Source organism: Pseudomonas sp. NFACC16-2 (genome assembly GCF_900119205.1).
Taxonomy (GTDB): Bacteria; Pseudomonadota; Gammaproteobacteria; order Pseudomonadales; family Pseudomonadaceae; genus Aquipseudomonas; species Aquipseudomonas fluorescens_Q.
On record NZ_FPIX01000004.1, the window covers coordinates 20,299 to 39,402 of the forward strand.

Annotated in this window: 9 protein-coding genes; 5 read left to right on the plus strand and 4 right to left on the minus strand. The window is 60.8% G+C overall.

What is annotated here, in order from left to right:
- Positions 1 to 92 precede the first annotated feature (92 nt).
- Entirely contained in the window at positions 93 to 986 is an 894-nt protein-coding gene (locus BT116_RS05500; protein ID WP_072340880.1) for an NAD-dependent epimerase/dehydratase family protein, read from the plus strand.
- 144 nt (positions 987 to 1,130) lie between these two features.
- Here BT116_RS05500 and BT116_RS05505 read toward each other — a convergent pair whose 3' ends face one another.
- The gene (locus BT116_RS05505) at positions 1,131 to 2,576 is read right to left on the minus strand and encodes a SulP family inorganic anion transporter (RefSeq protein WP_072340883.1); all 1,446 of its coding nucleotides are present in this window, start codon (positions 2,574 to 2,576) and stop codon (positions 1,131 to 1,133) included.
- Between the two features lie 410 nt (positions 2,577 to 2,986).
- Between BT116_RS05505 and BT116_RS05510 the strand changes: the two genes are divergently transcribed.
- The 4 genes from BT116_RS05510 to BT116_RS05525 all read left to right on the plus strand — a co-directional run bounded on the left by BT116_RS05510 (position 2,987) and on the right by BT116_RS05525 (position 7,204).
- Positions 2,987 to 4,336, plus strand: a complete 1,350-nt coding sequence (locus BT116_RS05510) for a GntT/GntP/DsdX family permease (protein WP_072340886.1) — start codon at positions 2,987 to 2,989, stop codon at positions 4,334 to 4,336.
- 27 nt (positions 4,337 to 4,363) lie between these two features.
- Positions 4,364 to 5,224 (plus strand): MurR/RpiR family transcriptional regulator, encoded by an 861-nt coding sequence (locus BT116_RS05515; protein ID WP_072340889.1) that lies wholly within the window; start codon positions 4,364 to 4,366, stop codon positions 5,222 to 5,224.
- Position 5,225: 1 nt separating this feature from the next.
- A complete protein-coding gene (locus BT116_RS05520) occupies positions 5,226 to 6,698 on the plus strand; it encodes an N-acyl-D-amino-acid deacylase family protein (RefSeq protein WP_072340892.1) in 1,473 nt (490 codons plus the stop codon).
- 137 nt (positions 6,699 to 6,835) lie between these two features.
- Positions 6,836 to 7,204 carry a glyoxalase superfamily protein gene (locus BT116_RS05525; RefSeq protein WP_072340895.1) on the plus strand — a complete coding sequence of 123 codons (369 nt, stop codon included), beginning with the start codon at positions 6,836 to 6,838 and terminating at the stop codon, positions 7,202 to 7,204.
- A gap of 6 nt (positions 7,205 to 7,210) precedes the next feature.
- Here BT116_RS05525 and BT116_RS05530 read toward each other — a convergent pair whose 3' ends face one another.
- From BT116_RS05530 to BT116_RS05540, 3 genes are read right to left on the minus strand one after another with little or no spacing between them, the layout of a single operon-like run.
- A complete protein-coding gene (locus tag BT116_RS05530) occupies positions 7,211 to 10,000 on the minus strand; it encodes an RHS repeat-associated core domain-containing protein (protein WP_072340898.1) in 2,790 nt (929 codons plus the stop codon).
- Entirely contained in the window at positions 9,997 to 14,484 is a 4,488-nt protein-coding gene (locus tag BT116_RS05535) for a SpvB/TcaC N-terminal domain-containing protein (RefSeq protein ID WP_072340900.1), read from the minus strand. The genes BT116_RS05530 and BT116_RS05535 overlap by 4 nt, the downstream gene beginning before the upstream one ends.
- Entirely contained in the window at positions 14,481 to 19,076 is a 4,596-nt protein-coding gene (locus tag BT116_RS05540) for a Tc toxin subunit A-related protein (RefSeq protein WP_072340902.1), read from the minus strand. The genes BT116_RS05535 and BT116_RS05540 overlap by 4 nt, the downstream gene beginning before the upstream one ends.
- Positions 19,077 to 19,104: the final 28 nt, after the last annotated feature.

Genomic DNA, 19,104 nt, shown 5'->3' on the forward strand with positions numbered 1-19,104 from the left:
CCAGGCAAGAGTGATTTGGGCAATGTGGACTGTTTCGCCAAGGATCGGTCCCCGATACTCGTCCCATCACTGATCTGCCAAGGAGTTCTTTCATGAACGTATTCGTCACTGGCGCTGCCGGTTTCATCGGCGGCTCCATCGCCACCGGCCTGGCCCGCGCCGGGCATCACGTCACCGGTCTGGTGCGTAGCGCCGAACAGGCGAGCGAGCTGACTGCACTGGGTATCAAGCCGGTCATCGGCACCCTCGAAGACAGCGCGCTGCTCAACGAACAGGCACGTGCCGCCGACGCGGTGATCAATGCCGCCAGCAGCGATCATCGCGGTGCGGTAGAGGCCTTGATCGAAGGACTCAAGGGGTCGAACAAAGTGTTGCTGCACACCAGCGGTTCGAGCATTGTCGGCGATGCTTCGGGCGGTCGTTCCAGCGAGGCCATCTTCTACGAAGACAACCTGCCGCCCCCCACCGCCGACAAGGCCGCCCGTGTCGCTATCGATAATCTGGTCCTGGACGCGGCGAAACACGGCGTGAACTCGGCGGTGATCTGCAACACCTTGATCTACGGCCACAGCCTGGGCGTGAAACGCGACAGTGTGCAGCTGCCGCGGTTGCTCAAGCAGGCCCGTAAAAGCGGGGTGGTGCGGCATGTCGGGCCGGGGCAGAACATCTGGTCCAACGTGCACATCGAGGACGTGGTCGAGTTATACAAACTCGCCTTGACCCGTAACCAGCCAGGCACGTTCTACTTCGTCGAAAGCGGCGAAGCTTCGTTTATCGACATGACCACCGCCATGGCCCGAGTGCTGAACCTGGGCGAACCGCAGGACTGGCCATTGGCCGATGCCGAAGGGGAGTGGGGCTACGAAATGGCCAACTATGGCCTGGGTTCCAACAGCCGGGTGCGGGGCAAGAACGCCCGTGAGCTGCTGGGTTGGACGCCGAAGCGAACGTCGGTGGTGGAGTGGATTCTTGATGAGATGGTGTGAGTGACGCCGGTAGTGCCAGCAGAATAAGCCCCTTTGTGGGAGCGAGCTTGCTCGCGATGGCGTCAAGTCAGTCAGCGTTGAAGTTGGCGGACCCACCGCTATCGCGAGCAAGCTCGCTCCCACAGGGTTTGTGTTGGCATGTCGTCAGTCGTGCTGCACGCCCGCGCGCTTGAGCATTTGCTTGCAACGCTCGGACAGGTGGAACACACGCAAGTGCTTGCCGGCTTTGCTGTAGCGCTCGCGCAAGGTCTTGAGTGCGGCGACGGCCGAGTAGTCGACGAAGCGCAAGTGGCGGCAATCGAGGGTCACCAGGGCCGGGTCGTTGGCCGGGTCGAACTGGTTGAGGAACGGTGTCGTCGAGGCGAAGAACAGCGTGCCGTGCAAGCGATAGAGTTTGCTGCCGTCGGCTTCCTGGTGCGTGTCGGCGTACAGCTCCCGAGCCTGTTGCCAGGCGAAGTTGAGCGCCGCGATGATGATTCCGCAGAGCACGGCCACGGCCAGGTCGGTGAATACCGTGATGACGGTCACCGCGATGATCACCAACACATCATTCTTTGGCACCTTGTTGATCACCCGCAGCGAGGCCCAGGCGAAGGTCTGCTGCGCAACCACGAACATCACGCCCACCAGCGCAGCCAGTGGGATGCGCTCGATCAATGGCGACAGGAACAACACGAACAGCAACACCATCACCCCGGCCACCACGCCTGATAACCGTCCGCGTCCACCCGAGCTGAGGTTGATTACCGTCTGGCCGATCATGGCGCAGCCGCCCATGCCGCCGAACAGCCCGGAGGCGATGTTGGCAGCGCCCAGCGCCACGCATTCACGGTCCGGATAACCGCGGCTCTGGGTGATTTCGTCGGTGAGGTTCAGGGTCAGCAGGGTTTCCAGCAAACCGACCATCGCCATGATCACCGCGTAGGGCGCGACGATCTGCAGGGTCTCCAGGTTCCAGGGAAGATCGGGCCAGGCGAAGGCAGGCAAGCTGCCGGCGATATGGGCCATGTCGCCCAGCGTTCGGGTGGGCAGGCCGAGCAGGTAGACCGCCAGGCCGACACCGAGGATCGCCACCAGGGCCGGCGGCACGCTGCGGGTCAGGCGTGGTAGCAGGTAGACGATGGCCATGGTCAGCGCCACCAGGCCGGCCATCAGATACAGCGGATCGCCGCTGAGCCAGGTTTCACCCTGCTTGAAATGCTCCAGTTGGGCCAGCGCAATGACAATCGCCAGGCCGTTGACGAAGCCGAGCATTACCGGGTGCGGGACCATGCGCACCAGTTTGCCCAGCCGCAACAGCCCGAAGGCCATCATGATCAGCCCGCCCAACAGCACGGTGGCCAGCAGGTATTGCACGCCGTGTTGCACCACCAGCGCGATGATCACCACCGCCATCGAACCCGCCGCGCCCGACACCATGCCTGGCCGCCCGCCGAACAGGGCGGTCAGCGTGCAGATGATGAACGCGCCGTAGAGCCCCATCAGCGGATTGAGGTGGGCTACCAGGGCGAAGGCGATGCATTCGGGAAGCAAGGCGAAAGACGTGGTGAGGCCGGCGAGGGCGTCGGCGCGAAGACGTGCTGGTTTCATGGTTTACCTGACTGGGCCCCGGTTGAGCGTCGGCTACCGGGGCGTGATGCAAAAACAGCTGCGGATGGTACGGAATTGGACAGAGGGCGGCCAGCCGTCTGTGGCGAGGGGATTTATCCCCGTTGGGCTGCGAAGCGGCCCCAAACCAGGCAACTCGGTGTGCCAGTAAGATTGAGCCCAATGCCTTAGGACTGCTGCGCAGCCCAACGGGGATAAATCCCCTCGCCACAAGAGAACGGTTCTGCATGAAAGTCCAGCGCGGGATTTTCATGACGGCTGCATCGCGATGTCCGTCAGCGACATTTCTTGTCTGTGTACGAAAATTACTTTCAGTGGGTTTGAAGAATCTCCGTCGAAATGATTTATGAGTTTCACAACACATCGACGTGACCCCATTCGAGGAGTAACGCATGGCCCCTGCTTTCGGTTACTGGCTGTTGGTCTACGCGGCCATCGCGATCATTGTGCTGATCGTGCTGATCGCCCGTTATCGGCTCAATCCGTTCATTGTGATTACCCTGGTGTCCATTGGCCTGGCACTGCTGGCCGGGATGCCGCCGTCGGGTGTGGTGGGGGCGTATGAGGCCGGTGTCGGCAAGACGCTGGGGCACATCGCGCTGGTGGTGGCACTGGGCACGATGCTCGGCAAGATGATGGCCGAGTCCGGCGGGGCCGAGCGGATGGCGCAGACGCTGATCGAACGCTTCGGCGAGCGCAACGCCCATTGGGCGATGGTGTGCATCGCTTTTCTAGTCGGGCTGCCGTTGTTCTTCGAAGTCGGGTTCGTGTTGCTGGTGCCCATCGCGTTCACCATTGCCCGACGTGTCGGCGTGTCGATCCTGATGGTGGGGCTGCCGATGGTCGCCGGGCTGTCGGTGGTCCATGCTCTGGTGCCGCCGCACCCGGCGGCGATGCTGGCGGTGCAGGCATTCCAGGCTTCGGTGGGGCAGACCTTGTTGTACGCGATCCTGATCGGCATCCCTACCGCGATCATTGCCGGTCCCCTGTACGCCAAATTCATCGTGCCGCGTATCCAGCTGCCGGCCGAGAACCCGCTGGAGCGGCAGTTTCTCGACCGCGAGCCGCGCGTCAGGTTGCCGGGTTTCGGCATCACCCTGGGGACTATTCTCCTGCCCGTGGTGCTGATGTTGATTGGTGGCTGGGCCAACCTGATTTCCACCCCCGGCAGCGGTTTCAACCAGTTTTTGCTGTTCATCGGCAACTCGGTGATCGCCTTGTTGCTGGCGACTATCCTGAGCTTCTGGACCCTCGGCCTGGCCCAGGGCTTCAACCGTGAATCGATCCTCAAGTTCACCAACGAATGCCTGGCGCCGACGGCCAGCATCACTTTGCTAGTGGGCGCCGGCGGCGGTTTGAACCGGATCCTGGTGGACGCCGGGGTCACCCAGCAGATTGTCGGCCTGGCCCAGGAATTTCAGCTGTCACCGCTGGTCATGGGCTGGTTGTTCGCCGCACTGATGCGCGTCGCTACGGGCTCGGCCACGGTGGCGATGACCACGGCCTCGGGCATCGTCGCGCCCGTGGCGATCGGCCTGGGTTATCCCCATCCCGAATTGCTGGTGCTGGCCACCGGAGCGGGGTCGGTTATCTTTTCCCACGTCAACGACGGCGGCTTCTGGCTGATCAAGGAATACTTCAATATGACCGTCGCCCAAACCTTCAAGACCTGGACCGTGCTCGAAACGCTGATTTCCGTGGTCGCGTTCGCCTTGACCCTCGGGCGTTCGCGCTTGCTCTGAGCGCACCGTAACTCCACAGGAGGCGCCATGGACATTCTCTACCAGATCCGCTCCCGCCAGGACTCCTTCAGCGCCGGCGAAGGAAGAATCGCCCGGCTGATGCTCGACGACGTAGGATTTGCCGCTTCCGCCAGCCTGGATGAACTGGCCCAACGGGCCGAAGTCAGCAGCGCCACACTGTCGCGCTTCGCCCGCACCGTCGGTTGCCGCGACCTTCGCGACCTGCGCTTGCAACTGGCCCAGGCCAGCGGTGTCGGCAGCCGCTTTCTCGACCCGGCCGGAGCGCCTGAGCAGTCGGCGTTTTATGGACAGATCGTCGGCGATATCGAGGCGACCCTGCGTCAGCATCTGTCGGCGTTCGAAGAATCACGGTTCAGCGATGCCGTGCGGATGATTGGCAAGGCGCGGATGGTTCATGCGTTCGGCCTCGGTGGCTGGTCGGCGTTGTGCGGTGAAGAGTTGCAGGTACGGCTGGTGCGTTTCGGCTACCCGATTGCTGCCTGCCGCGACCCGGTGATGATGCGCATCACCGCCACTTCATTGAGTGCAGAACACCTGGTCATCGCCTGCTCACTCACCGGTATCACCCCGGAATTGCTGGGGGCGGTCGAGCTGGCCCGCAGTTACGGCGCGCCGATCCTGGCCCTCACCCGAGCCGACTCGCCCCTCGCCCGACTGGCCGATGTGGTACTGCCTCTGCAAGGCGCCGAGACCTCGTTCATCTACAAACCCACGGCGGCGCGCTACGGCATGCTGCTGGCCATCGACGTGCTCGCCACCGAGCTGGCGTTGGCTCACCCTGAAGACAATCAAGAGCGCCTGCGGCGGGTCAAGCTCGCCCTGGACGATTACCGCGGCGGCGACGATCACTTGCCGTTGGGAGACTGACATGCAATACGACACCCTTATCCGCAACGCGCGGGTCATTGATGGCAGCGACCGCTCCGGCTACAACGCCGATGTGGCGATTCGCGGCGGGCGCATCGAGCGTATTGGCGACTTGGGCGATGCCCGGGCGATTGAATACGTCGACGCCGCCGGCCGCGTGCTGGCGCCGGGCTTCATCGATGTGCACACCCACGACGACACCGTGGTGATTCGCCAACCGCAGATGCTGCCCAAGCTCAGCCAGGGCGTGACCACTGTGATCGTCGGCAATTGCGGCATCAGCGCTGCACCGGTCAGCCTGCGCGGCGATCCGCCGGACCCGATGAACCTGCTCGGCACCGCGCAAGCGTTCGCCTACCCACGCTTCGCTGATTATCGGGCAGCGGTGGAAGCGGCCACGCCTGCCGTCAACGTCGCCGCGTTGGTGGGCCACACAGCCCTGCGCAGCAACCACATGGAGGATTTGTTGCGCAGCGCCAGCGTGGGAGAAATCGCGGCCATGCGTGGGCAACTGCGCGAAAGCCTGGAGGCCGGTGCGCTCGGCCTGTCCACCGGTCTGGCCTATGCCAATGCGTTTTCGGCGTCCACCGACGAAGTCATGCAACTGAGCGAAGAGTTGCAGGCCTTCGGCGCGATCTACACCACCCACCTGCGCAGCGAATTCGAACCGGTGCTTGAGGCCATGGATGAGGCGTTCCAGATTGGCCGTCGCGCCAAGAGCCCGGTGATTATTTCCCACCTCAAATGCGCGGGTGCCGGTAACTGGGGGCGCAGTCCGCAGGTGCTGGCGGCGCTGGAAAATGCGGCCAAAACCCATCCGGTCGGCTGCGACTGCTATCCCTACGCGGCGAGTTCCTCGACCCTGGATCTCAAGCAAGTGACCGACGCCCATCGCATCACCATCACCTGGTCGACACCCCACCCGGGCATGGGCGGTCGCGACCTCGCTGATATTGCCCACGAATGGGACGTCTCGCTGCTGGACGCCGCACGTCGTCTGCAACCGGCCGGCGCGGTGTACTACGGCATGGACGAAGGCGACGTAAGACGAATCCTCGCCCATCCGCTGTCCATGGTGGGTTCCGACGGTTTGCCCGACGACCCGTTTCCCCATCCGCGCTTGTGGGGCGCTTTCCCGCGGGTGCTGGGACATTTCAGTCGTGAGGTCGGGCTTTTTCCGCTGCACACCGCCGTGCACAAGATGACCGGCCTGTCGGCGGCGCGCTTTGGCTTGAAGGGCCGAGGTGAAATTCGTGAAGGCCACTGGGCGGACCTGGTGTTGTTCAACCCGCAAACCATTCGCGACGTGGCTGATTTCAACGCGCCGCAACGGCCCGCCGAAGGCATCGACGGGGTGTGGGTCAACGGTGTCCTGAGTTATGGCGAGGGGCGGGCGAATGGGCGCAGAGCAGGTCGGTTTCTGGCGCGTGAAGGCGATCTGCGCGAGGGATTCAGCCCATTGGATCGCGCCTGAGGACGGGGCTGGACGGCTGAATTTGTTTTAATTGACGCCATAATAATGGCGCATTGACACTAAAGAACCCGGAACCCAGGCCGAAGCACTAGGGGCAACCCATCTACACTGGGTCTTTTTCAGCCAGGGAGCAACCCATGAGCTTCGGTAAAACCACTCCGATCCTGCGGATCTTCGATGAAGCCAAGGCGTTGGTATTCTATGTCGACTTCCTGGGGTTTACCGTCGACTGGCAACATCGTTTCGGCGACGACTTCCCGCTGTACCTGCAAGTCTCCCGTGGCGACTGCGTACTGCACCTGTCCGAGCATCATGGCGATTGCACGCCGGGCTCGGCGCTGCGGATCGAGACTGATGAACTGGAAGTGTTCCAGGCGCAGTTGCTGGCCAAGCAATACACCTTCGCCCGCCCCCACATCCAGGCCATGCCCTGGGGGAGCCAGGACATGGCGGTGGTCGATCCGTTCGGCAATCGCCTGGTGTTCACCAATGCAATCAGTGTTTGACTGACATTATCTTCTCGCCCGGTTGCCTCGTTGGCGAGGACGTGGTGCCTCGTTTATCTGCTGTACGCGAGCGTTGTAGCCAGCGTAGTCGACGGGGCTGCGTCCGGTCGGCACCGTGATTTGCGCTGGAAGAATGCCGCTGCAATTGATGCAGGCCGGAAACGGTTCTGGGGCTTTACCCCTGAACAGGGTGTCGGTGAATATCGTGGTGTCGGAAAGCATCCTTTCCGCCCTGTCCGGGTAGAGCGCTACCACGGAATTCGCCAGCCGGACTTCGGCATGGGTCCCGGGGCCTCCGGCACGTATCGGCATGATCCCAGCCATATTGGCGATATGGGTTTCGATCCAGTCCCGGGTCGGTTGTTGCAGTTCATGGACTTGATCGCTCAGCCGGCTCAGGGTAGGTGCGTCCTTCAGAACATCCTCGTCTATGGCCACATTGTGGAACAGGTCGTTTTTGGCAGCGGCGTATCGGCTGGATAAGTCGGCCAGGTATTCAGTGGTATTGCCGATCCGATAGGTGCCGTAGTTCAAGTAGTATTGCTGGGGTGTGTGGGTCCTGGCCCAGCCGTCATAGTGGCGGTCCACGCCTTTGTATCCCCTCATGCTGCCTTGAGGCTTTGGCAGGTTGAAGAAGTCGCTGAGCCCGACTTCTTCCGTCTTGATGTAGCCATAAGAGTGAGCAAGAAACTCCTGGCGCAGGAGTCCGCCATTGAGAAACTGATCGGACGTTTTATCGTAGTCATCCGGCATCAACCGATAGGAATACTTACCTCTTGCCGAATCCATGATTTCCTTCGATCGGGCCCGGCCCCAGGTTTCGAACTCCCTGAAGTCCTCGTCCCTCATCAGGCCCGAAGGGTCGGTAAATCTCATCGGGTTGTTCCCTACCATGCAATACAGGTTCAGCCCGTCAACCGCTCCCGCCGGATCGGGACTGATCCAGCGTTGCAACCACGGTGCGTAGTAGCGGTGCCCGTAGTAATACAGGCCGCTGGCGTCACGCTCCTTGCCGGAATAGCGAAGGGTCCGGTAGTCGGCTTCCACGGCTGAGCGGGACGCAGCCCAAGCGGTTCCGCCGTAGGGGAGATAGCTTTCCTGGCTGATCAGCCAGCCTTCATCGTCAAGTTCCAGCGAGCTGGAACCCAGGTGATCGTCCAGGCTGTAGCGCGTCTGGTTGGCGGCGATGCCGGCTGGGCGGCCTTCGGTCCAGTGCAAGTACCGCACGCTGCAACGGCCGGCCTGCAGGGTGATGACTTCCAGGCGTTCGTGCTGACGGGTGTGGGTTTCGAGGCCCGGCAGGTAACGGACTTCCCGGGTATGGGTCACAGCCGAAGCATAGGTGACCTGGACCTTGCGCACCCGTTGCCCCGTGCTGTCGTAGCCATAGCGCTCAAGGTCGTGGCGGCCGTCTGCGCGCTGCACCAGCGTCACGCTGGCGAGTTGATTGCGGGCATTCCACTCCAGTGCCCGGCCCGGATGGAGCACCTGCGGGTTGCCGTTGGCATCGAAGTGCTCAGCCTTGTTCCAGGACAGCAGGCGATTGCTGGAGGCGGCGATCTCCAGTTTCCGGGTGTAGTTGTTGCGGTCGCGAACATGGCGCAGTTCGATCAGGTTGCCACCGGCGTCGTACTGGTAGTGCTCGGTAAACGGGAACAGTTGGCGGGCGTCGAACGGCGTCCTGCTGAAGGCGGGAAGTTCAGGATTGCTGGTCAGTCCCGCCGTTTCACGGCCCGTCGCGCTGCTCAACTGGTAAAGGCTGTCGTAGGTGAACGTGCAGGTGGCGTCGACCCGTTGGTTGCTGCCGAACTGCACCGGTTGGGCCCGGTCCTCGATGTGTGTCACGTTACCCACCGCGTCGTAGGTGTAGCGCAGATCCTGCAAGGTGTTGCCAGACACCGACGCGCTGAGTGAGATCAGTCGGCCGCTGGCCGGATCGAATGCGGCGCGACTGATGACGCCGTTGCCGGCAACCTGGGATTCGACCTGGCCAGACGCGTTGTAGACGAGATCCTTCAGGATGGTTTTTTCAGTCGTAGCGTCTTTTACTTTCAGGCTCACAACCTTGAGTTGGCCGGCGATATCAAACCCGTAGCGCTGTTGGTGCCGGGCCGCATCCACCAGCAGGATAGGGTGCGCCAATGCATCGTAGCGCCAGCGGGTTTCGTAGCCGTTGCCCTTTTCCAGCAGTTTGTCGCGGGCGATCTCCTCGGCCGGCCAGTCGGGTTGTGCCGCATCGACGAGGAAGTGTCGCGCCTGGCCAAGCGGTTTGCCGCAGAGGGCGTATTCATGGACGAGCAGGCTGCCCGCGCTGTCATCGTGGCGGATCAGGGCGCCGCAAAGATTGCGTGAGGCGGACTCCGGCGAGCTGTCGCCGTAGCGCAGGCATTCGACTCGGCGCGGATCCTGATCTGGCAATTGCTCGTGGATGGCGGTCGGCCTTAGCTGCTGGTCGTAAGTGGTGCGCCAATGGTTTCCTCGCTGGTCCCAGCTGCGCACGATCTGTCCGGCAGCGCCAGGGAGATTCAGGCGCCAGCCGGCGTCGACACTGTTCACCAATAACGGCTTGCCGGAAAGGCTGTAGACGGTCGTCAGGTTGGCTTCGGTTGCTGTGTCGAACAGCCTTGGGTCCCACTGCGCAACCTGGCGTCCAGCCGTGTCGTGGTGTTGGCGGGTGATGCGCGCTTGGGATTGTTCTTCTGCGTTGCGCCGGCAGTAAGCGACCTGGCGCACGGGCAGGCCTCGACTGTCGACAGCCTTGAGCGTCGGAGTCTTGTGGTGAAGGCCTGGATTCATGCCTCACCTCCGATAGCCGGTGCTTGTTCGGCCATGACCTCTTCCAGGGTGTCGTTCTCGTCCTCGTCCAGGGTGTACCAGGCATGGCGGGTGTGCCGCCGCATATAGGAAAGGCCAGCCTGTGTGGCCAGGCGTGTGAGGGTGGGGCGACCCAGGGCATCGTAGAACTGCTGGTCACAATGACCGAACTGCCGCAAGAACTCGTCGTTGATGTAGCGGTGCTGATCGGCGAAGTAAGGGCGGTAGAGGCGGATCGGCAATCCCTTGTTGTTGTATTCCACCCGTTCGCTGACACGCCAGCGTTTTGCTGTGCTGTGCTCCATGGGTTTTCCATCCTTGAGTGTCAGTGCTCCCTGGGGGGTGACGACGTAGGCCATGCCCGGCTCGACCCGTTGCTTGCTTTGCAGGGTTCGACCGAAGCCGTCGAAGCAGGTGATGGCGATGCGGATTTGCTGCTGGTCGTCATCGGGGTAGCGGTCGGCCACCAGTGCGGCGATGTGCACCGGCTCACGCGTTGCGGCATCCATTTCGTTCTTCAGTTTCAGGTCGTCGGCGCAGAGTGTTTGAAGATCCGCCAGGCGCGTTCGAGCCGACGCACGGATATGTCCGCTGGGCAGCAGGTCTCGGTTGAGCACGCATCGCGCCAGCCAGTCGCTGTCCGCCAGCGCGGCGTTCGACACGCAACCCATCCAGCTGAAGGGCGTGTAATAGAGCGCTGTGGCGGCCTCCTGCAAGGCGTCTTGGCGCTGTTCGATCGCTTCTGTCGAACTGTTGAAACACAGCCGCTTGAGCTGCGCGATGGGTTTGAAACCCACGGGGGTGTTGTTTTCGGTACCGTAGAATGTCGTGGCCAATACTTGGCCGAAGGCATCAACCAGGCCTTCCTGGACGTTGCCGTTGGGATCGGTAATGCGCCGTGGCAGCAGCGAGCGGTAATCGTAGAGCGCTTGGGTGACACAGCCATCGGGCAGTTTGAATGCGGTGATAAAGCAGTGGTAATTGTCGTAGCTGAAGGCGGTCACGCCATGGTGTTCACTCGCCTGTTGGGTCTGGATTTTGTAGAAGCCTTCCAGTGGCGCGTAGGTCGCAAAATCTCTTTTGACTGACCAGAGTTTGTCGAGCAGTGGCGTCGCGGGCAGAAAGGCGTCCATGCGGTGGTAGCCGATTCGTTCCAGCAGCTTGCCCTTCGGGCGGGAGGTTTGCGGCAACAGATGGAAAGCTTTCAAGGCGGTTTCGTCCAGCTCGGCGGTTTCCATGTGGTCGCCCAGGGCTTCGAAGTTCGCGATGCCGTCTGGCAGGGTTTGCGTGCTGGAGGCGTCCTTGTAGCGTTGCACCGACAGGCCTGTCAGGACGCTTTGGGTTATCCAGGCGGTTTCCCCGGTGAGTTCGATGAACCTTTCATAGGTCATGTCCCGTGTGCTCAGCCCGCCGGTCCCGGGTGCCTTGGGTTTTTTCAGCGCGTGGGTCCGCTGGCGATAGGGCAGGCCCAGTCGCCAGCCCTGAGGCGCTGGCAGATGGATGTACTCGGCGCAGGTTTCGGTCAGGTAATGGAACTGTTGCGCTGGATCATGAGCATCGCGCCACCAGCGTTGCTGATCGGCGTCATTGAACGGCGGAGTATCGTCGAGGGTTTTTCGTCGGGCGTAATGGACGTTTACGCTGTGAGTCAGCGAGCCGTAGGCGTCGTATTGCAGATTCAAGGTGTGCTGGCATTGCGGATCGTCGGTCAGGCCTTCGTACTGATAGTGGATGGACTCCAGCAGCAGCGGCAACATCCGGGCATGGCGCCGGTTGCCCTCGGGTGCCTGGAGCAGGCGTATGCGATAGCGATTTTCCTGGACCGAATACAACGTTCTGTTGCCCTGGTGTGTATCGACTCCAAATACCTCGCTTCGCAGTAGGTTGCCACTGAGGGCGCGAGACATTTCCAGAATGGTCGACGTGGTGGGCGAGACAATGGGGGTGTCGCTCCCGGTCTCAGGCAGGTATTGGCTCAGCAAGGTCTTGCCCGGCGCCACGGCGATGGGATCCGCGTGGCTGTAACCGATACGGGGCAGGTCCACCGCCTGGCCGGTGTGAAACCAGTTCTTGGTCAGGCACGGCGTCGTGAAGCCTGGTGATTCGGCATCGTCGGGGTTGGTCTGCTCGTCGGTTTGCAGCAGCAGGCCAAAGCCGCGAAATTCCCGTTCGATGCCGTCGTAATAACCTTGGCGATAGGTGAAGGACTGGAGCAGTTGATTGCCCGTTATCTCGTCCAGTTGGGTTTGATTCGACACCACGTGCACGACCAATGGCAGATGGCAAGCCAGGGGCCTGTCGGCGGCCATTCTTTCGGCTTTTTCGTCCAGCCATTCCTGCGCGGAACTGCGGTAGCGGATACTGTTGGCGGCACCCATATTGTTGTTTGTGCCGGTGAGTAAATACGGTTTCGCGCTGACGAAGTCGCAGCGCCAATGTTGGTTTCCCCTGTGGGGCAGGCTCAGGACCAGGCTGGAACAGCCGAGGCCTTGCAGGTCGGCGATGCTCACCTGGCACAGGCGGTCGTAGTGCAGGCCTTGGGGCCAGGGCAGCGCCACGGGAGGGCTGAAGCCATTGCCTCCGCGGTTCATGAAGATCAGCGCCTGGTCCGCTTGCAGGTAGATCAGATCGGTGGCGCCGGAGCCATCGAGGTCCGCCAAACGAATACGCGAGGCGTCGAAGGTTTCGTATGCCAGGCCCGGTGAACCCAGCACGATGCCGTTGCCGAAACGTCCATGCCCCAGGTTTGGCCAGCACTTCACTTCGTTGTGACGAATGCGCACCAGGTGCTGTTGGCCACTGCCGAGCATGTCGCTGAATGCCACCAACTCGGAGGGCGACGCGCTGATGAGTGGGAGGGCGTCGTCTGCCTCGCCGCGAGATATTTCGCGGGCTGCCGAAAAACCATTCTCCTGCTGGTTGGCGTACACGCGAACGCTGCGTGGGCCGATCAACACCAGGTCGCTGAGGCCCGCGCCCATCAGGTCGGCCAACTGTCCTTGTGGATTGAAAAATTCCGCGGGGAACGCGTTGAACGTGGCGAAATCCGACCAGTTGCGCTCGGGACCGAGGGAGAAAAAACCGCTCCCCCCCGGCTGGGCGATGATCCAATCCAGTCGACCATCGCCCGTGAGGTCGCTCAGTGACTGCTGCAGTGGTTTTGCAGGGTTGGCAACGGGAATGTGGGGCAAAGCCCGCCATTGGCCGTAAGCCACTTCATTGCTGTTGGCCTTGGCTCGCATGGGTTCGCGGTAATACCAACCGCCATCGCCTCGATGGAGCACGCCCGGCAAGCCTTCGCCGTACAGATCCACCAGTTGAAACCCCTGGTTTTCGTTGAGCCCCGGCATGTTTTGCCAAGGCTGCCAGTCGGGGCGTTCAAGCGGGAACTTGAACTCGCTGTAGCTGAACTCGACAGGCGGACGGTGATCGGCCGTCGTCGAGTCGCCGAATGCCTGGTCGTGGGCGGCGGTCAACTGGTGATAGCCCAGGCTGGTCTGACGATAATCGAGCAACACGCGTCGCACCAGGACGGGGGCCGCTCCCCATTCATCAGGAAAACGGTGGAACATCAGTACCTGGCGGCACAGTCGTTCGGTGCGTAACTCAAAACCGTAGGCGAAGCTGGAAAACGCATCGTCACGGGCCAGCCATTGGTGGCCTTCATAGTTCGGCTTTCGTTGGTATTCCGTGCTCCGTTCACCGTAGTCGCACACCAATTCGAAGTGCCATTGCACAGCCTTCAGCCGATCCGCTTCCCACAGGTAGAGGTCCGCATCGGCCTTGAAATTGCCATAGCACACCCGGCTCAGATAGCGCTGCGCCGTGACGTCGGCCTTGTACTGGTAAAGGATGTGCTCGCCGTGGGCGTTCAGGCTTTCTTCCAGCAGCCATTCGCCCACACGCCTTGCATCCAGGGGATCTGCTCGACGCGCAGAAGGGCTTTTTCCGAATACATGGAGGCTGCCATCGGCATCATGTACGAGCCAGAACCCCGGTTTTTCCTTGTCCGCCGACCAATACTCGATCCGCGCGAAGCGGCTTTCGATTCTCGGAAAGTAGCGGATCACTGTGTAGGTCTTGTTCAGCGCCAGACGGTTGTAGCGGTCGATGCGCGTCGAGCGGATGGCACCTTGTGGATCTCGCTCGGGCAACCACACCACGGCATCGGGGCCGATGATCTCGTCTTCTTCGGTATAGGCCGGTACACCCTGGGCGGTCCATCGCGCCACACAGGGCAGCGACAGCCCCCAGCCGATGCCGAACAGGCCATTGCCGGTCGAGCTGGCGTACCCCAGCGACAAGGAGGGGGCGAAACCGCGTCCCGGTGAAATCGGCAGGGCAATCTCATAGGACGCCGTGCCGTGGGCGCCGATGGCGCTCCATCCCTTGCCTATGCTCTGGATGGCGCCGCCGCCCTTGGGCAGTGCCGGCGCGTTGACAGGCATTGTGCTGTGTTCACTCATCGCGAACCTCCGCCAGCCCGGGCTGTGTAGTTCACCTGCACGATGATGTCGGTCAGTGACGCCAGCATGTCCTTTTGGGCTTCGGGGTTGGGGAAGTTCAGGCACCACGTGGAAACCGCACCGGTGTATTCGAAGGGCAGGTAGCGCTCATCGTTGAAGTTGAGGGTGAACAGGCCGTTATCGTCAACCCCCGTGGAAAGGGCAATTTGCTGGTTGGCGTAGCGGCTTTCCACGGACCGGCCACCGGGAGACATGAACACCTTGCTGGCGGTCTGGGTCAGTGTGGCCCGAATGTTTTCATAAGGGCCGACGATGGCTGGCAAGGAGACGCTGATGGTCTTGATGCGCCGCAAATAATGCTGCCGATTTTTGTAGTCTTCCTCGAACAACTCTTGGGTCAGCTCGAATTCGCACTGGCCTTGCAACAGGTCGGCGTGAATTTGCGCCCATTCCTTGTTAATGGTGCTGGTTGCGGTTCTGCTTTTGAGTTGACGCAGCGATACCGTTTTACGAATTTCCAGATCCCGCTCGTTGCGGCGCAAGTATTCGGCCTGCATGTTCAACAGGCTCAGCTTCAGTTGCTCGCCCATTCCGAGGCCCCGATAGGTCGCATTCCAGGTGTCGGGTTGGATGAAACGCGTGTTCAAATCCGCCAGTTCATACTGCCAGCAAGCTTCAGCCGTCAGGCAAAGACCCACTGTTGCGTCGTAGGCTTGGCGGTAGAGCGCGGCAAACTGGCTATTGAGCCATTGGTACAGTTGCGCTTTGGTAAAGCGCTTGCGGAAAAAATCGTAGTTGGTCTTGGCTTGGCCCAGGCTCGATTCCGCCAGGCGAAGTTGCAGGCGCGTGGCCGTTTCCTGCTCGGCAACATGTGCCAGTTGTGCGTCGACCTGCGCCAGTTCGAGCTGTGCCTGGTCTCGGGCCTGGGTCCATTCCTGCCGACGACGATGGAACTGTGCCGTCCGCTCGAGGTGGGTCGCTGCCGTGCGATCGCTGATGGCGGTCCCTTGGGCGATGGCTGCGGCAGCATGCATCACACCTTCCCAACGGCTGCCGCCGTTGCTCAGGCCAAAAACGTTAGGGGCCATCATTAGGCTGCCCGACGCGGCTTGAGAGTAGGATGCGTCCAGTTCAGCTGCGCCACTTCTCAAGTACAACCGACAGGCCTGCCTCTCGGCTTCACTGAGGCCTTTGTCCAGCAGATGCTGGTAGTGATGGGCTCGTTCCTCGACGATAGTTCGGCTGGCGAGTAGCGCCTGGCGGTTATGGCGGTCGATCTTCAGCGCCTGGCGTTGCAGGTCGACCGAGATTTTCGCCAGGTCCCAGGCTTGCTGTTGTTGCAGTTCCTGCAATTGAGCCTGCTCTTTGCGCTCGATCAGCGATAGCAGCGTGGCACCGAACTGGCTGAGGCTTTCAACGGCACTCTGTGCCTGGCTGTGCATGACCATGAAGCGATAGTTCGGGAGGTGTGGGAGCGATAGACCCGACGCGGCGCTGTCGGCGATGTTCAGGGCGTTGGCGCCGGGCAAGGCGCGAGGATCCAGCGGCGGAGCGAACAGCGGCAAATGCAGCGGCTTGCCGACGATGTCGAGGTTATGCCGCAGGTTGTACAGGCGACTTTCGGTGATGTCCCAGCGTTTGAGCAGCTCGGGGTTGAACGGTACGCGCAAGTACGGAGTATCGATCGCAGGCAAGGACGACGGCGAAGGGTTACCACGAATGCGCAACGGGTGGGGGGTGTCGGACTGGCTCAGGAGGCGTTCGAACCCGCGCAGGTTTTCATTGCTGCTTTCGCCCAACGCTTGCAGGCTGATGCTCGTCCATTGATCGAGTGTCTGAACGACCGCCCGCGGTCCCAATAACTCTAGCGCCCGTACGTACCATAGCTTGGCCTCACTGAGGCTATCGGGTGTCAGCGCGCGATACGCGGCGTCGCCTCGGTTGATCAGGATGTCGAGGTACAGGAAGTACAGCGCTTTGCGAAAGTGCACCGGATGACTGAGGGCAATCTGGTGTGGATCGTGGGGGGCCTGGTCGTGATAGGCCGTCATATTGCTGTCGACCAGAGGCACGCTTCTCCAACACCCCTCATTTGCGCGACTCGGGTCGAAGACATATCGGAGCCAGCGTTCGGCTTCCTCGTATCGTTGTTCGGTGTTTAGCCGGTGGGCGATCAGCCACGGTACGTAGAGGAACAGCTCCGTGAAGTAACGGCCGTATGGGCCGTGGAAATCCATCTTGTTGCTGACGACGCCTGGTAAGGCCGGTTCCGGCAAATGTTGTGTCTGCCAATCAAACAAATCATCCAGGCTGTTTTCGGTACGACGGATCAGTTCTGGAGCGAATAGGGTGTTCAACCTGATGGGCTGGCGCGGTTTGTTCTGGGCATCGCTTTCGTTGATGGCGGAATCGGCGAAATCGATGGATTGACTGGCGCCCAGGCCTGGCGTCGATACGTGAGTAATGGTTGGCGGCTGGAGGCGTGCCGGAGTGAACTTCAGCTGGATCGCCTTGAGGGCGGAGTAGAGCTTTTTTTCCGGCTCCTCGGGGTGAACGAAGGCGACCCCACAAAGGAAGGTGTCACCGTGCTTGGCGAGGTCTTTGCTGCGCCAGGTGAACTCAAGGAACTTCTCCAGGTTCGGTGCGGGGCTGGACTCTGCTACGACCGTCAGGTCTTCATAGGTTAGCGATTGAGTGTGCGAGGCGTCCGGGTGGCGGAAAATCACGTACTGGAGGAGGAGGGGTTCGTCCAGACTAACGAATGTCTCACCCAGGTTCAGCGGGGCGGAATTGTTAGCGTGCAGGGTCAGGTTTTGCACCGTGCCGGATATCCTGGTGTCAGTCACACGTCTACTTGCTGCGATCAGGTGTCGTGCTGCTTGGGTGGAAATTAATTTCCCCTGAAAGTCCTCTGACAATGTAAGGCCAAGCGAGTGTTCATTATCCTTGATTACATCGGTCATGTGATCGAATGACAGTCGGTAGTTTTGATCGAGGGCCTTCGAAGGTGCATTGATTACTGAAGAAAACGAACCGGCGTTAAGTACTACATAGGGCGTTTCCGGCAAGCTTCGGGCAGGAAGCACCCAGCCAAAATGAAGTCGAGGCGTGCGATAGGGCGAGGTCGTTAGTCTCAAGCGCATTTCTTTACGATTTGAAGGCGTACCGATAGCGCCGCCGTCAAGGCCGATGACCGCGCTTATACGCAGCGTGAGGGTAGAGGCTGTGGGCCCCTCGACTGATTCGATGCCAATGCGTTGCCGATGCCCATCGAAATCCGACATGGAAACTTCCATATTCTCGGGAAGGACAACTTCAATGGGAACGATTTCGCCGGATGTTTTGGTTTGGATACGTTGCGCCGTAGCGCTGATGAGTGTTTTTTTATCGGCGTTGTACTGGCGATAATGCTCTTTCGCTGCTTGTTCCGTGGTGGCTGAGCTACCGGGCTCAGGGGTGAGGTTTTTATCGATGCACGTTGTTTTAATGAACGTGAAGTGGTTGTCGGTTGAATTGAGCGAGTCGGTCCTGGCTTCACGTGCACACAAGGCGAGAAACAACACATCGCGCGCACCCTTGCGGTATTGCACAGCAACAGTGCCGACCAATGCCTTGATCGCATCCAGCTCCATGCTGCGAAGCGCGTTGTCCTCGCAATAGCCCTGCAGGCAAACGCGTGGGGTGCTCCAGCTTCCATCCGGTTTTTTGAAGCAGAGGCTCAAGCGTAATAGCGGATGATGGGTGGTCGCTTGTGACGGTGAAGAGGCATTGCGGGTGGCTGACGGATCCTGATGGATGCATTCGGCCCATACGACGAACAAACGATTGTTGAACCAGACCGGCCTTATTGAATGTTCGACCGCGTTATCGGAAATTGGCACGTTGGCTTTTTCCCAGTCCGACCAGGCGTAGGGATCGGGCTGGTCAAGTTTCGGCGGGGTGGCAGGCGAGGGCGGTGGCGTGCCGTTGATTGGGCGTTGAGCCATGTTCAGCGAACGCCAGAAATAGCTGTTCTCGGAGCGTGATTTGGCAATGAAATAGTAAGTGCTGTTGGCAAAGTCCTCGCCATTGATGTAACCATTGAGAATGTTCAGGTTGGCGACTTCTTCGAACCGGGTCAGGTATGCCGTGACCGCGGACTGGACCGCATCGGGTTGAATCTGGTTCTGATTGAGGTCGTTTTCCAGTTGCCGGAAGTTGTCGCTCTTGTTGGCCCTCAACAGTGGGTCCAGATAAATCGCCGGGAAATAGAGCAACTTTTGATGGGCGGCCCAGGTGGGGTATTGATGCAGCTCGTTGCGCCAAGTCTTCAGTTGCTCGGCGCCCAGGCTTGCCGAGTCGTAGCCGGGTTCCAGGTTCATCAGGATGCGATGGACGTATTGCTGCAGGCTGGCGATGGCACACGCCACGGGTGTGGTGGGCACGTCCTGGCTGACCAGCACATCGAGCAACCAGTATTCGTAAAGCGCCTCGGCCGTCTTGAGCTTCAGGTTTCTTGTCGTAGGGGTGTTGGGCGCGACCTGGTTCAGATAGAGCGCTAGCTGTGCATCACGCAGGCTTTCATCAAGCTGCTTTTTTATGGCAACGGTCATATTCAATCCTTGAATGTTGAGGAAGATG

Excerpts from the sequence above, each read along its gene's own strand:
- BT116_RS05500 (WP_072340880.1), top strand. The coding sequence starts at position 93 with ATGAACGTATTCGTCACTGGCGCTGCCGGTTTCATCGGCGGCTCCATC.
- BT116_RS05505 (WP_072340883.1), bottom strand. The coding sequence starts at position 2,576 with ATGAAACCAGCACGTCTTCGCGCCGACGCCCTCGCCGGCCTCACCACG.
- BT116_RS05510 (WP_072340886.1), top strand. The coding sequence starts at position 2,987 with ATGGCCCCTGCTTTCGGTTACTGGCTGTTGGTCTACGCGGCCATCGCG.
- BT116_RS05515 (WP_072340889.1), top strand. The coding sequence starts at position 4,364 with ATGGACATTCTCTACCAGATCCGCTCCCGCCAGGACTCCTTCAGCGCC.
- BT116_RS05520 (WP_072340892.1), top strand. The coding sequence starts at position 5,226 with ATGCAATACGACACCCTTATCCGCAACGCGCGGGTCATTGATGGCAGC.
- BT116_RS05525 (WP_072340895.1), top strand. The coding sequence starts at position 6,836 with ATGAGCTTCGGTAAAACCACTCCGATCCTGCGGATCTTCGATGAAGCC.
- BT116_RS05530 (WP_072340898.1), bottom strand. The coding sequence starts at position 10,000 with ATGAATCCAGGCCTTCACCACAAGACTCCGACGCTCAAGGCTGTCGAC.
- BT116_RS05535 (WP_072340900.1), bottom strand. The coding sequence starts at position 14,484 with ATGAGTGAACACAGCACAATGCCTGTCAACGCGCCGGCACTGCCCAAG.
- BT116_RS05540 (WP_072340902.1), bottom strand. The coding sequence starts at position 19,076 with ATGACCGTTGCCATAAAAAAGCAGCTTGATGAAAGCCTGCGTGATGCA.